A 13,230-nucleotide genomic window follows, 5' to 3' on the forward strand; every position below is an offset into this window, starting at 1 on the left:
GGCGGGCCTCACAACGTTAAGCTCTAGTAGCGAACCCCGCATGAACCGCCCATAGCGACCCCCGCACCAACACCATCAAGCCAAAAGGAACCCAGGACAGTGCACGTGCTCATCGTCGAGGATGACGACGCCATGGCGTCGGCCTTGAGCGCAGCCGTAGCCTCGGCCGGGCACAAGCACACTCGGGTGTCCCGGGGAGAGGACGCACTCCTGGCCCACCGGCAGCACGAGGTGATCCTGCTGGACCTTGGCCTCCCGGACCTTGATGGTTTGGAGGTCCTGCGCAAACTCCGCCAGGTCACCCAGATCCCCATCCTGATCCTGACCGCGCGCGACGACGAACGCAGCGTGGTGCTGGGCCTGCGGTCCGGGGCTGATGACTATCTGGTCAAACCCGTGAAGCTGGTGGAATTGCTCGCCCGAATCGAGGCAGTGACGCGTCGCAGCAACCGCTCGGGACCCGAAGCTCCACACACCATAGTTCTCGGGGAACTGGAAGTGGACCTCGACCGCCGCGTCGCATCAGTCAGCAACAAAGGGCTCGCCCTCACCGCAACAGAATTCGACCTCCTCAGCCTCTTGGTCAGGAACGCAGGGTCAGTGGTGACCCGTGAGCAAATCCTGGATGCACTGTGGGGTGACGCATTCCTGGCGCATTCCAGATCCTTGGACGTACACCTCACAGGATTGAGGTCCAAGCTCCAACTTCCCGGCTTCATCATCAACGTCCGGGGCGTCGGCTACCGGGTTGAACAGCCGTGAAAGTCCGGGTCCTTGGCATCCTGAGCCTGCTGGTGGTGATCATTGTGGCAACGGTGTCCAGCGTGATCCTCACATCTGCCGGCCGCGAGCTCACCCAGGAGCTGCAAATCAACCGGGTGGCCGCCCTGAACCGCTTCGCCCAGCTCGCCAGCGACGCCGCCGAGGACAACAACACCACCCAACTCCAGCGGGAAATGGACCGGTACTCCGAGCTTTATGGTGAAGGGCTCCTGATCCGCCTCCAGGAGAAAACCCTCCGGTCAGGGGACCTCAGCGAGGACCAACCCGAGGTCAGGGACGCGCTCAACCGGGCCAGCCTGAACCTCAGTGACACCACCCTGAATCCGGTCCGCGCCTTCGGCACCGGCAACGATTTCATTTCCAGGTCGTTCGGAACAGCCAGCCAGGTACTCGGCGAGGTGGTTCTTGAAGTCAACCTCGATGCCGCCCGGCAGAAACTACGGGAGCGTTGGCTCGTCGTCGTGCTTGCTGCCGTGGCGTTGGGGGCGCTGCTCCTGCTGGCCGCCGCGCGTATCACGGCCTGGGTTTTGCGCCCGGTCCACCGGCTGGGCAAGGCAGTCCATGAGCTCGAAGCCACCGGCAAAACCAGTCAGCTGCCCGAGGCTGGCCCGCCCGAGCTTCGCGAGCTGAGCCGGTCCTTCACGGCCATGGCCGCGACCGTCACCCGGAGCATGGAGTCCCAGCGCCGGCTCATTGCCGACACTTCACATCAGCTCCGGAACCCGGTGGGTGCACTCCGGCTCCGGGTCGACCTGCTGCAGCTCGCCCTGCGGTCTGCGCCGGAGAAGGAAGCGGCGGCCGGCGTCGTGGCCGAACTTGAGCGGGTGGAGGAAATGCTCGACGGCGTGCTGAAGCTGGCTACCGCCGAACACCGCGCCTCTGAAGGATCTGCCCGGGAGTCGCCTGAGTCCGAGCATAAACGCCTGTCCGTCATCGATCCCTACCCGGTCCTGCAGGGTGAAGTGGAGAGGGCTGCGCCGGCCGCCCGCCGTGCCGGTTCGGAGCTCACCTTGGAAGGCCCTGCGCCCGAAAACCAGATCGCCTGCGATCCCGACGAGCTCGCACACATGGTCGGGGAACTCCTCGCCAACGCCATCAAGTACGCCCCCGGGGCCCGCATCACTGTGGCGACCCGGCCGGCGCAAGGAGGCACCGCCGTCGAGATTTCCGACGACGGTCCCGGCCTCCCAGCCGATCAACTGGTTGCCTCCACCACCAGATTCTGGCGGGCTCCGCAGCACAGCAAAATTCCAGGCAACGGCCTGGGCATGACCATCGTGGAACGGTTGGCGGAAGCCAACGGGGCCCGGCTGGTCCTGGAAACCCGAAGTCCCCACGGCTTGATGGCCCGTCTGGAATTCGCGCGGCCGGGGGACGGTTCGCATGCCTGATCCAGCTGAAGTATCGAGGCGGAACGCCCTCAAAACCGCCGTCACTCTGGGGCTCGGTGGCGCCCTGCTCGCAGCAACAGCCGGCTGCACCACGGGGGACCGGCCACAGGAAATCACGGTCGCCGGTGGCGAATCGGGCGGCTTTTATCTGGAATTTGCCACCCTCCTGGCCCACCTGCTGCAGCGGGAAGGGGTGGCTGACAGGGCCGTGGCGCAAACCACCGGCGGAAGTTTGGAGAACATCCAAAGGGTCCTCTCGGGGGAGGCCACGTTGGCGATCGCGCTCGCGGACGCCGCCGCGCAGGACACAGCCCGCGCTCAATCCTTCCCCGCCGGCACTGTCGCCGGGCAGCTCGTGGCGCTGGGAAAGGTGTATCAGAACTATGTCCACTGCATCGTCCGGGAGGACAGCGGGATCCGTACTTTCGCCGACCTCGCAGGGAAGACTGCCGCCGTCGGCGAAGTGGGCTCGGGAACCACGCTGACGGCCGGGCGAATCATCGCCGCGGCCGGACTGTCCGACCCGGGCCGCGCCATGCAGCAGGTCAACCTCGGTTTGAACCATGCCCTGGCGTCGCTGAAGGACCGTTCCATCGATGTGATGATCCAGTCCGGGGGTGTTCCCACTGCTCCCATAGCCGCCGCGGCGCAGGATTTTGGCGTGCGGCTCCTGGACCTTTCCGAGCTCATCCCCGCGACCCGGGCCAATTCGGGGTTCTTCTACGACCGTGTCCTCATCCCCGCCGGCAGCTACGGAACCGCTCCCGCTGTGTGGACCGTCGGGGTGGCCAACCTGCTCCTGTGCCGCAAGGACCTGGCCGATCACGTTGTCCGGCAGACCGTTGAACTCCTGGTGGAGCAAGCACAGGACCTGGTGCCGAAATCCAGCACGGGCGTCCAGTTCCTCAGCCCGGAAACCTTGATTAACACCGCCGGCGTGCCCTTGCATCCGGCGGCCCAGGCCGCGTACCGGGCGCTGCACGGTTAGCGGACCGGGCGCTGCACGGTTAGCACACTGGCGCTGCACGGTTAGCGGACCAGCCCGAAATCGGCATGGGGCCGCGCGAATGGCAAAATGGAGGACATGACTTCAGCCGTTGCCCCTGCCATTGCCTTGACCATCGCCGGCTCCGAAGCGACCGGTGGCGCCGGCGCGCAGGCCGACCTCAAAACCTTCCAGGAACTCGGAGTGTTCGGCATCGCGAACCTCACCTGCATTGTTTCCTTCAACCCGAAGGACAACTGGAACCACCGCTTTGTGCCGGTAGACCAGCAAGTTATCGCAGACCAATTGGAAGCCACGACGGCGGCCTATGGTGCCGCTTCGGGCGCACCGTCAGTGCTGGATACAGTGAAGATCGGCATGCTCGGAAGCCCGGCAACCATCAGCACCGTGGAGAAGGCCCTCGCCGCCGGCTCGTTTGCCAACGTGGTCCTGGACCCCGTCCTGATCTGCAAGGGCCAGGAACCCGGCCACGCACTGGACACGGACCAGGCGTTGAAGGCGCAGATATTGCCGCTGGCTACGTTCGTTACCCCGAACCACTTCGAGGCCGAGTCGCTTTCGGGCCTGACCATTACTGACGAAGAATCCCTGAAAGCCGCCGCCATCCGCATCCACGAGATCAGCGGCGCAGCAGTCCTGGCCAAAGGCGGGGTTCGGCTGGAAGGCCCCGACGCCGTCGACGTTTACTACGACGGCGAAACGCTGGAAGTCCTGCGCGCTCCGAAGGTGGGCGAAGTTGCCGTGTCCGGCGCTGGTTGCTCGTTGGCCGCTGCTGTGACGGCGGAGCTGGCCAAGGGTGCCACTCCTCTGGAAGCTGCGCGCACTGCGAAGGCTTTCGTGACGGCCGGCATCAAAAACCGCGTGTCCTCGGGCGCTCCGTTCGATGCCCTGTGGCAGGGCGGCGCAATGTCCTAGCTGTTCGAACTCAAACGAAAACAGCCGCCCCGGAGTGATTCCGGGGCGGCTGTTTTGTGTCCTTGTCAGCGCGAAACCTTGCCCATGAGCGAGGCGATCGGGCGCAGGAACAGGGGCCGGGCCAGGAACCACGCAGCCGCCGTGAAGACGATGGATGCCGCGAAGATGCCGAAGCCCCACCAGCTGTAGTCGTTGTTGGAGGCGTACATGTGGTTCAGGTTGTTCAGCGCGCCGGTAGCCAGCACCAGCGTTACGTGGACAATCACGAACGCCACGAAGTAGATCATCACCGGGAAGTGGACCTTGCGGGCAAGTTCGATCGGGTAGAACTTGTTGATCGCCGCCTTCTTGGGCCAGGCGCCGGACATCCGGATGCCCGTGATGATGGCCAGCGGGGCGGCGATAAAGACCGTGATGAAGTATGTCAGGAGCTGGAGGCTGTTGTAGTTGTTCCAGCCGTTTTCGACCGGCCAGTTCAGCGAGGCATATTGCAGGCCCGCAGAGACAGCGTTGGGGAAGACGTCCCAGCTGGTGGGAACGATCCTCAGCCATTGGCCCGTGGCGAAGAGCAGCACTATGAAGATGATGCCGTTGAGCACCCACAGTGCATCCAGGGTCAGGTGGAACCAGAGGTCCAGGCTGATCTTTGTTGGCGGGTTTTTGGTCTTGATGAGTCCCTTGTTGTTCCGGGTCCAGTTGGCCGCCGGACGGGTGGTGGTGCGCACCTGCCAGCCGGACCGGATGATCAGGACGATGAAGAACATGTTAAGGAAGTGCTGCCAGCCAAGCCATGCCGGGAATCCGGTGGGAGTGCCTTCCGGAACGGCAGAGTGCCCGGGGTAGTCAGTGAGGAACTGTTGCACGGGCTGGAGGGTCCTGAGCCATTGCGCAACGAGCACCAGGATCAGTGCCACCACCAAAGCTCCTGCGGTGACGGCGACGGGTTTGAACCACCTGTTCGACGTGATCCCGGACGACTTGCTTGAAACGGACATCAGGCCGCGTTCCTCTCTGGCTTGTTTGGCTGCGACCAGTTGGCGCTATACAGCGATTCAACCAGTTGAAGCCCGACGGCGAAAACGGCACCCGGGTTTCGGGGCGTCAGACGTCAAAAATCGCAGCATTCGGATACATGCCGCAATACGTATTTCTAGAACAGACTTCCAGAATTATTTCCCGTAGTGCATGAGTCAGTCAAGACCATATGTTGGCTAAGTGGATTCTTTCAGGAGTAGGATTCCAAAAAATAGCCGGTCGACACTCCGGTGTCTGTTCTACCGCCGAGAGGAGCCCGCGTGGTTCGCAAAACATCCGAAGCCGCCACCACTACAGGCTCCTGGCAGTGGACCCGGACCGCCGCTACCCAACGCAATCTGCTGGATGCGGCCGCCGCCGTGTTCGTTGAGCACGGCTTTACGGATGCGAGCATCTCGGACATCGTGGCCCGCGCAGGTTCCAGCGTTGGCAGCCTCTATCACCATTTTGGTGGGAAGACCGAACTCTTCCTTGCCCTGTGGGATGACTACCAGAACGAGCACGAAAGGCTTGTTGCGGCAGCCGTAGCCAAGGCACGCAAAGGCGGCGAGGACGATCCCCTGGCGCTGTTCAACGTGGGCAGCCGCAGCTACTTCGAGTACACCTGGAAGCACAGAGACCTGGAACGTGTATTCATCGAGGGCGACACTCCCCCCGGCTTTGAACTCCTCCGACGCGAACGCGGGCGTGAATGGGTGCGGCAGAATTCGGTGCTCCTCGGGACCCGGGACGACACACTGGGGCGTTTGACGGTCGCTGTGATCACCGACATCGTGACCGTTTCCGGGCAGGAGGTTGCGTTGAGTGCCACCAAGCGTGCGGCCGATGAGGTTGTGGATGCTGCGGCGGTGCTGGTGGCCCGGCTGGTCCGCTGAGGCCCACTCCCGTTTGTTGCCGCGTCAGCGGTTCGCGGGCGGGATGTCTTTCAATCGTTCCGCAAAGTCCTTGATTTCACTGATGCTGAAAGAAAGGCCACGGCGCACGTCAGATGCCGGTTGCCTCTCCAGCGACAAGCCTTCACGCCACATCCGTGCCGGCCTAATCGGCCGGGGCGTGAACCCGCCACCGCAGTTCGGGCAAACATTCAGCAGCAGGTCATCCACGCAGTCAGCGCAAAACGTGCACTCGTAGGTGCAGATCCGTGCATCCAGCGACGCCGGCGGCAAATCCCGATCGCATGATTCGCAATTGGGTCGAAGTTCAAGGGCCATGTGCCAAGACTGCTGCACGCGCACAGGATGGGCAAACTACGGGCAAGAACTAGGGCAGTTTTGCCTTGAGCGCGAGCAAATGCTCTCGCGTGAGCGTGGCTGCCGCTGCCGCATCCCTGCCGGTAATCGCATCGAGGATGCGCATGTGGGTGAGTTGATCGGCGTCGCTGCCGTGTTCGCCGCGGCGCCGGAGCAGTTCGATCATCGCTTGCCTGCTGCGCGGGGTGAAGGTGTCGAACAATTCGGTGAGGATCGGATTATGTGCAGCCAGGATGATGCTGCGGTGAAGGACCGTGTCCGCGTCGACGTGTTCCTCCACGCCCGAGCGGTTCAGATCCCGCTCCCCCGCCGCCCGCCTCATGGCCCGGAGGTCGGCAGGGGTGCGCCTTTCCGCGGCCAGCGCCGACGCTTCAACCTCGATCGCGATTCGCGCCTCGATCACCGCGGCGATGTCCGCGCGTCGAAGGACCTGGTCCCAATCGTCGGGCTCGTCGAGCGCCGTGACGAAGACACCGGCACCTTGGCGGGAGGCGAGCACGCCGCGGCCGGCCAGGTGCCGTATGGCTTCGCGGATTGTGGACCGGCCTACGCCGAGCTGCGGAGCGAGCGTCGTCTCTCCTGGAAGCTTTTGACCGAGTGCCCATTCGCCGCCGCGGATACGTTCCAGAAGTGCTTCAGCGGCCTGTTCGGCGAGCGGTTCGCGGCGCAGTTGTGTCATGGGACCATCATCCCTTATCCCCCAAACTTATCTACTTGTCTGAGGAGTTGTGCTAGCGTAAACCCATGCTTTACGGACCTCTTCTTCTTCGCCGCCACGGCGGGGCATAGCCAGACCGGCTCCCCGACGTGGAGTCGAAACGCGCGCCGGTCTTCGGACTACAACGAATGAAGAAGGACCCACGTCATGACCACCAATGATTTCCCCCGCGTTTGCACCCCCGCCGGGCCAGTACCCGCCGTCGCGCCCTTTTGGAACCGCCAGCGAACCTCGCAAATGCCATCCCACCGCTATCGCGATGTGTATTCCCGCGTGGAGGTTCCGCTCACGGAACGCGACTGGCCTACCCGTCGCCTGGTTCAGGCGCCGTTGTGGGTACCCGTGGATTTGCGTGACGGCAACCAGGCCCTGGCCGAACCGATGGACCCGGAGCGCAAGCGCCGCTTCTTCGAGCTCATGGTGAAGATGGGCTACAAGGAGATCGAGGTTGGTTACCCATCCGCGTCACAGACCGACTACGACTTCGTGCGCCTGATCGCTGAGACTGACATCGCGCCTGAGGATGTGACGATCGTCGTGTTCACCCCAGCCCGGCGCGATCTGATTGAGCGCACTGTCGCATCGATCCGCGGCATCCGCAACCAGGTAGTGATCCATATGTACACGGCCACCGCACCCGTCTGGCGCGATGTGGTCCTCGATAAGGACCGGGACGAGCTGCGGGAGCTGATCCTGAGCGGTGGGCGCGACGTGCTCGAATTCGCCGGGCACCTGCCGAACGTACGGTTTGAGTTCTCACCCGAGGTGTTCAACCTCACCGAACCCGACTACGTCATTGAGCTCTGCGACGCCATGACTGAGCTGTGGGAGGCGACCCCCGATCGTCCGGTGATCCTGAACCTGCCCGCCACCGTGGAGATCGCGACACCGAACGTCTATGCCGATCAGATCGAGTACATGCACAAGCGCCTCGCCCGCCGGGACGCTGTGATCCTCTCCGTACATCCGCACAACGACCGAGGCACCGGCATCGCCTGCGCCGAACTGGCCATACTTGCCGGCGCCCAACGAGTGGAGGGCTGCATTTTCGGCAACGGAGAGCGCACCGGCAACGTTGATATCGCCACGCTTGCCCTGAACCTGCATGCCCAAGGCATCGATCCGATGATCGATTTCTCCGACATCGACGAGATCCGCCGCACGGTCGAGTACAGCAACCGCCTCGAAATCCACCCACGCCACCCCTACGTGGGCGACTTGGTGCACACCGCGTTCAGCGGAACCCACCAGGACGCGATCAAGAAGGGCTTCGCCGAGCACCGTGCACGGGCGGCTGATGAGGGGCGTCCCGAAGGCGGGCTGGAATGGCGGGTGCCCTACCTGCCGATCGACCCGGCCGACATCGGCCGCAGCTACGACGCCGTCATCCGCGTCAACTCCCAATCCGGCAAAGGCGGCATCGCCTATCTGCTCGAAACGGACTATGGCATCGAACTGCCGCGCCGCTTGCAGATTGATTTCGCCCGACGCGTACAGGAGCACGCCGACAGCACCGGACTCGAAATCAATGCAGCAACGCTGCTGGAACTCTTCGAAGACAACTATCTGAACCCGGGCACCGACGTCATCGAATTACTCGACCTCGGATCCCTGAGTGAAAACAACAAGACCACTACACGCGTCAGCGTCCTCATCGACGGCATCCAGCGGAGCGGCAGCTACGACACCATCGGCCCAGTGGAGGCGGTCACTCAGCTGCTCGGCGAACATGGAATCCCGATCGATGTCCTTTCGCTGCACCAAACTTCCCTCACGGCCGGCGCCGACAGCGAGGCCCTGACACTCATGGAGTACCGCGATGCTCAAGGCACACGCTGGGCGGCAGGCAAAGATCGCTCCATCCTGACGGCGAGCGTGAAGGCCGTGATATCGGCAGCTGCCAGCTCGGCCGCCGTCGCCGCCTCATGAAACAGAGCCAAGGGCACTGCCCGGTCCCCTACCCGGTTTCGCGCCGGCTACCGGCGCATCTTCCGGATCGAATAATCCTTGGTCGCGTAGTCCCCGCCCTGAGGCACGCCGGGATCGAAGTCCTCCCGCCCTGCCCATTGGGCAGCATCGTCTTCGGGGAGGAACCCGACGTCGTATCCGGCCTTTAGGTCCCACCACCGGTCGGTGTTCGCGGACACTGCATAAAAGACGGCTGTGTGTTCGGTTGTCGTCATTGCGGCGAGGAACGCCCGGACCGCGTCTGATGGGCTAAGCCAGGTCCGCTGCTCACGCGCGGATCCTGGCCGGACCTCGTAGCTGCCAATGCGCACCGCGATGGTGCTCATCCCGAATTTGTCCGCGTACAGTCGGCAGAGAGCTTCGCCGGCCACCTTCGACACTCCATAGAAGCCGTCCGGCCGGGGCGGCATCCCAGGTGAGACGGCGACGCCGGCTGGATACATACCGGTCAGGCGGTTGCTGCTGGCGTAGACCACACGGGACACACCAGCTCGCCGGGCAGCCTCAAGAACATGGTAGGTACCGACGATGTTCACCTCTGCCAGGTCGTGGAAGTCCGCCTCATCCGGGATCCCGCCGAGGTGAATCACACCATCTGCGCCCGCGAACAGTTCCTCCAATAAACCCAGCTCGCTGAGATCCGCCGTCACGATTTCATCATGTGGGCCAGCCGGCAACACCGGGCGAATATCAGTGGATACCAAGTCAACCCGCAGTTCGGAAAGGGCAGTGCGAAGGGCAGCGCCGATCGTTCCAGCAGCACCCGTGACTACCCAGCGACTCCCCGCAACATCAAGCATGCTCCAACCGTACTGCGGCTTCATGCGCAGTGCGGTTGGACATTCCGTGTGAAGGAGCGTCGCACTCTGCGGCCGAACCCGGGGGACGTGATTGAGCGACGCAGCCGAACCCGGGGGATGTGAGCGAGCGTCGCACTCTGCGCGGGGGATGTGAGCGAGCGTTGCACTCAAACCCGGGGGATGTGAGAGAGCGACGCAGCCGAACCCGGGGGGATGTGAGAGAGCGTTGCACTCAAACCCGGGGGACGTGATTGAGGGTTACAGCCGAACCCGGGGGGATGTGAGCGAGCGTCGCACTCTGCGCGGGGGATGTGAGCGAGCGACGGGGTCAGCGCTCGGAGTGGGCGGCCAGGAAGGAGTACACCTCGGTCTCGTCCACGCCGGGGAACGCGCCCGGAGGCATCGCGGCAAGCAGGTGCGAATGTGCGCGCGCCGAGGGCCAGGCGTTGCCGGCCCATTCATTGGCCAAGGACTCCGGCGGACGCTTGCAGCAGTTCGGATCCGGGCAGTTGGAGGTTGCCCGGGCCGTGGTTTCCCGGCCGCGGAACCATTTCACGTGCTGGTACGGCACTCCGATGCTCAACGAGAATTCCCCGGCAGCGGAGCGCTCCGTCCGCGCCGTGCACCAGTAAGTGCCCGATGGCGTGTCCGTGTACTGGCTGTAGGCGCTGAACTTGTCCGGCACGTCGAACACCGCGCGCGAGGTCCACGCTTTGCAGGACGGCTGCCCCTCAATCGCGCCGGTGTGGTCCTGGGGGAAGGTGACGCCGTCGTTCTCGTAGGCCTTGTAGATGATGCCGGACTGGTGGGTCTTCTGGAAATGCGTGGTGATGCCCAGGTGTTTGGTGGCGAGGTTCGTGAAACGGTGCGCGGCAGTTTCGTAGGACACCGCAAAGGCATCCCTGATATCTTCCACGGCAATTTCCTTGGCGGCCTTGGCTTTCTGCAGGAACTCCACCGTGGCCTGCTCAGGCAGCAGCAGGGCCGCGGCGAAGTAATTGGTGGCCACCCGCTGCGCCAGGAAATCCCCGTAGTTGCGCGGGGTTTCGTGCCCCAGGACGTAGTGGCCCAGAGCCTGGAGGAGCACTGAGCGGGGATCATGATCCTGGCGCTGGTTCTGCGTCAGATAAATTCTGCGGTTCTTCAAATCCGTCACGGACCGCGTGGAATGAGGTAGATCGCCCACATGATGAAGGGAAAAGCCGAGGTTCTCCGCGATGTCCGCAATGACGTGCTGGCTCAGTGGACCCGTGGTGTAACCCACCCCTTTGAGGACCTTCTGCGCCTCCGCCTCATACTCAGGGAAATAGTTACCGCGCTCGCGCATCATGGCACGCAACTCGCCGTTCGCGCGGCGGGCTTCTTCCGGCGTCGCGACTTGCTCATTAAGTTTGCGTTCGAGCTCCTGGAGCAGCCCCACCTGCGACTCGAGCACATCGAGCGGAAGCCGCGAGCTGATGCGGATTTTGGGGAGGTTGAGGGATTCGTACAGCGGCCCGCGCTGGTACCGTTCCAGCTCGATTTCCAGCGCGGCCCTGCGGCTCGGCGGCTCCGCTCCGAGCAGCTGATCGATGGTCACGTTCAGTGACGCAGCGAGCTGCTGAAGCAGCCCCAATTTTGGTTCGCGCTTACCGTTTTCGATCAGGCTCAGCTGGCTTGGCGCGGTCCCGACGGCGGCACTCAAGTCGTCCAGCGTCAGCCCGGCCTGCTTGCGCAGATGGCGCACGCGGCGGCCAAGGCTGATGACGTCCAGTTCAGGGGACGCGGCGGACAACGACGGCGATGCTACTTCGCGATTCCAGCTCACAGGCGACATTTCTTGAGAATACGCGAAGAAGTGCATTTCTTTCCATAGTTTTCCTCTAGTAACCCTCTTGGAAGTGCAGAAAAGTAGGACTTACGAAAAAGAAATACAGATCCCGGACAAGCCGGCCGACGCAGCAACGGTGCAGCGGAGGCCGGCCCGGGCACCACATAGGAGATAAAGATGACCGCATCATTTGAACCCGCAGAGCAGTCCGCAGAGCAGCAGGCCGCAGCGCTGGAACTTGAATGGTCCGCCAACCCGCGTTGGGAAGGCGTCACCCGCGATTACTCGGCCACCGACGTCGTCCGCCTCCGCGGTCGCGTCTCCGAAGAGCACACCCTGGCCCGGCGCGGTTCGGAGAAGCTCTGGAAGCAGCTCACCGAAGAAGCACCCAACGGTGGCTACACCAACGCATTGGGCGCCCTGACCGGTAACCAGGCAGTGCAGCAGGTCAAAGCGGGTCTCCGCGCCATCTACCTCTCAGGCTGGCAGGTGGCCGCAGACGCCAACCTCTCGGGCCAGACCTACCCGGACCAGTCCCTGTACCCGGCCAACTCGGTCCCCCAGGTTGTCCGTCGCATCAACAACGCCCTGCTCCGCGCAGACCAGATCGAATATGCAGAGGGCGTCAAGACTGTTGAGGACTGGTTGGTCCCGATCGTCGCCGACGCCGAAGCCGGCTTCGGTGGCCCGCTGAACGCCTACGAACTCATGAAATCCATGATCACAGCCGGCGCCTCGGGTGTTCACTGGGAAGACCAGCTCGCATCTGAGAAGAAGTGCGGCCACCTCGGCGGCAAGGTCCTGATTCCCACCCAGCAGCACATCCGGACCCTGAACGCAGCCCGTCTGGCAGCCGATGTCGCCGACACCCCCACCGTGGTCATCGCCCGTACCGACGCCGAAGCAGCAACCCTGATCACCTCGGACGTTGACGAGCGCGACCAGGAATTCATCCTCCGCGAAGGTGGACAACCGGTTCGCACTGCTGAAGGCTTCTACAAGGTCCGCAACGGCATCGAACCCTGCATCGCCCGTGCCAAGGCCTACGCACCGTACTCCGACCTCATCTGGATGGAGACCGGAACCCCGGATCTGGAACTGGCACGCAAGTTCGCCGAATCGGTCAAAGCCGACTTCCCGGACCAGATGCTCTCCTACAACTGCTCCCCGTCCTTCAACTGGCGCAAGCACCTGGACGACACCACCATCGCCAAGTTCCAGCGCGAACTCGGTGCCATGGGCTTCACGTTCCAGTTCATCACCCTGGCCGGCTTCCACGCCCTGAACTACTCGATGTTCGACCTCGCCCACGGATACGCCCGTGAAGGCATGAGCGCCTACGTCGAACTCCAGGAAAAGGAATTCGCCTCCGAGTCCCGCGGCTACACCGCCACCAAGCACCAACGCGAAGTCGGTACCGGCTACTTCGACGACATCGCCACCGCGCTCAACCCGAACGCATCCACCCTGGCCCTGGTGGGATCCACCGAAGAAGGCCAGTTCCACTAACCAACACCGACGGCGCCTTGCCCTCGCTGGCCGCGGTTATCACCT

12 protein-coding genes are annotated in these 13,230 nt (G+C 63.4%); 7 read left to right on the forward strand and 5 right to left on the reverse strand.

The window, feature by feature from the left end; genetic code table 11:
- Nucleotides 1-99 precede the first annotated feature (99 nt).
- The 4 genes from BLQ01_RS16585 (at nt 100) to BLQ01_RS16600 (ending at nt 4,095) form a co-directional block, all read left to right on the forward strand.
- Nucleotides 100-762, forward strand: coding sequence for a response regulator transcription factor (locus BLQ01_RS16585; RefSeq protein WP_091552955.1), 663 nt, complete (start codon nt 100-102; stop codon nt 760-762).
- Entirely contained in the window at nt 759-2,174 is a 1,416-nt protein-coding gene (locus BLQ01_RS16590) for a sensor histidine kinase (protein ID WP_091552956.1), read from the forward strand. Before BLQ01_RS16585 ends, BLQ01_RS16590 begins: the two co-directional genes overlap by 4 nt.
- Nucleotides 2,167-3,162 carry a TAXI family TRAP transporter solute-binding subunit gene (locus BLQ01_RS16595; protein ID WP_091552958.1) on the forward strand — a complete coding sequence of 332 codons (996 nt, stop codon included), beginning with the start codon at nt 2,167-2,169 and terminating at the stop codon, nt 3,160-3,162. Before BLQ01_RS16590 ends, BLQ01_RS16595 begins: the two co-directional genes overlap by 8 nt.
- Before the next feature lie 87 nt (nt 3,163-3,249).
- Nucleotides 3,250-4,095, forward strand: a complete 846-nt coding sequence (locus tag BLQ01_RS16600; protein ID WP_035761044.1) for a hydroxymethylpyrimidine/phosphomethylpyrimidine kinase — start codon at nt 3,250-3,252, stop codon at nt 4,093-4,095.
- 65 nt (nt 4,096-4,160) lie between these two features.
- On the opposite strand, the gene BLQ01_RS16605 is transcribed toward BLQ01_RS16600, so the two are convergent.
- A complete protein-coding gene (locus tag BLQ01_RS16605) occupies nt 4,161-5,090 on the reverse strand; it encodes a cytochrome b/b6 domain-containing protein (protein WP_026541874.1) in 930 nt (309 codons plus the stop codon).
- A 300-nt stretch (nt 5,091-5,390) separates the two neighbouring features.
- Here BLQ01_RS16605 and BLQ01_RS16610 point away from each other — a divergent pair, with 300 nt between their 5' ends.
- Nucleotides 5,391-6,005: a TetR/AcrR family transcriptional regulator gene (locus BLQ01_RS16610; RefSeq protein WP_026541873.1), complete on the forward strand. Its 615-nt coding sequence runs from the start codon at nt 5,391-5,393 to the stop codon at nt 6,003-6,005.
- A gap of 24 nt (nt 6,006-6,029) precedes the next feature.
- Here the strand turns inward: BLQ01_RS16610 and BLQ01_RS16615 are convergent, their stop codons facing one another.
- Nucleotides 6,030-6,341 (reverse strand): DUF1272 domain-containing protein, encoded by a 312-nt coding sequence (locus tag BLQ01_RS16615; protein WP_026541872.1) that lies wholly within the window; start codon nt 6,339-6,341, stop codon nt 6,030-6,032.
- Nucleotides 6,342-6,390: 49 nt separating this feature from the next.
- Nucleotides 6,391-7,059 carry a FadR/GntR family transcriptional regulator gene (locus BLQ01_RS16620; protein ID WP_026541871.1) on the reverse strand — a complete coding sequence of 223 codons (669 nt, stop codon included), beginning with the start codon at nt 7,057-7,059 and terminating at the stop codon, nt 6,391-6,393.
- A gap of 186 nt (nt 7,060-7,245) precedes the next feature.
- On the opposite strand from BLQ01_RS16620, the gene BLQ01_RS16625 reads away from it, so the two are divergent.
- On the forward strand, nt 7,246-9,027 hold the full coding sequence (locus BLQ01_RS16625) for a 2-isopropylmalate synthase (protein WP_091552959.1): 1,782 nt from the start codon (nt 7,246-7,248) through the stop codon (nt 9,025-9,027).
- A gap of 47 nt (nt 9,028-9,074) precedes the next feature.
- On the opposite strand, the gene BLQ01_RS16630 is transcribed toward BLQ01_RS16625, so the two are convergent.
- Nucleotides 9,075-9,866: an NAD-dependent epimerase/dehydratase family protein gene (locus tag BLQ01_RS16630; protein ID WP_091553056.1), complete on the reverse strand. Its 792-nt coding sequence runs from the start codon at nt 9,864-9,866 to the stop codon at nt 9,075-9,077.
- A gap of 328 nt (nt 9,867-10,194) precedes the next feature.
- A complete protein-coding gene (locus tag BLQ01_RS16635; protein ID WP_091552961.1) occupies nt 10,195-11,709 on the reverse strand; it encodes an XRE family transcriptional regulator in 1,515 nt (504 codons plus the stop codon).
- A 144-nt stretch (nt 11,710-11,853) separates the two neighbouring features.
- Here BLQ01_RS16635 and aceA point away from each other — a divergent pair, with 144 nt between their 5' ends.
- Nucleotides 11,854-13,185, forward strand: coding sequence for an isocitrate lyase (gene aceA / locus BLQ01_RS16640; protein WP_026547611.1), 1,332 nt, complete (start codon nt 11,854-11,856; stop codon nt 13,183-13,185).
- The last annotated feature ends 45 nt before the right edge of the window (nt 13,186-13,230 follow it).

It is taken from the genome of Arthrobacter sp. UNCCL28, from assembly GCF_900102805.1.
GTDB classification, from domain to species: domain Bacteria; phylum Actinomycetota; class Actinomycetes; order Actinomycetales; family Micrococcaceae; genus Arthrobacter; species Arthrobacter nicotinovorans_A.

Bases quoted from the DNA above. Each gene is read 5' to 3' on its own strand.
- BLQ01_RS16595 (WP_091552958.1), top strand. From the start codon at position 2,167: ATGCCTGATCCAGCTGAAGTATCGAGGCGGAACGCCCTCAAAACCGCC.
- BLQ01_RS16600 (WP_035761044.1), top strand. From the start codon at position 3,250: ATGGAGGACATGACTTCAGCCGTTGCCCCTGCCATTGCCTTGACCATC.
- BLQ01_RS16605 (WP_026541874.1), bottom strand. From the start codon at position 5,090: ATGTCCGTTTCAAGCAAGTCGTCCGGGATCACGTCGAACAGGTGGTTC.
- BLQ01_RS16615 (WP_026541872.1), bottom strand. From the start codon at position 6,341: ATGGCCCTTGAACTTCGACCCAATTGCGAATCATGCGATCGGGATTTG.
- BLQ01_RS16620 (WP_026541871.1), bottom strand. From the start codon at position 7,059: ATGACACAACTGCGCCGCGAACCGCTCGCCGAACAGGCCGCTGAAGCA.
- BLQ01_RS16625 (WP_091552959.1), top strand. From the start codon at position 7,246: ATGACCACCAATGATTTCCCCCGCGTTTGCACCCCCGCCGGGCCAGTA.
- BLQ01_RS16630 (WP_091553056.1), bottom strand. From the start codon at position 9,866: ATGCTTGATGTTGCGGGGAGTCGCTGGGTAGTCACGGGTGCTGCTGGA.
- BLQ01_RS16635 (WP_091552961.1), bottom strand. From the start codon at position 11,709: ATGCACTTCTTCGCGTATTCTCAAGAAATGTCGCCTGTGAGCTGGAAT.
- aceA (WP_026547611.1), top strand. From the start codon at position 11,854: ATGACCGCATCATTTGAACCCGCAGAGCAGTCCGCAGAGCAGCAGGCC.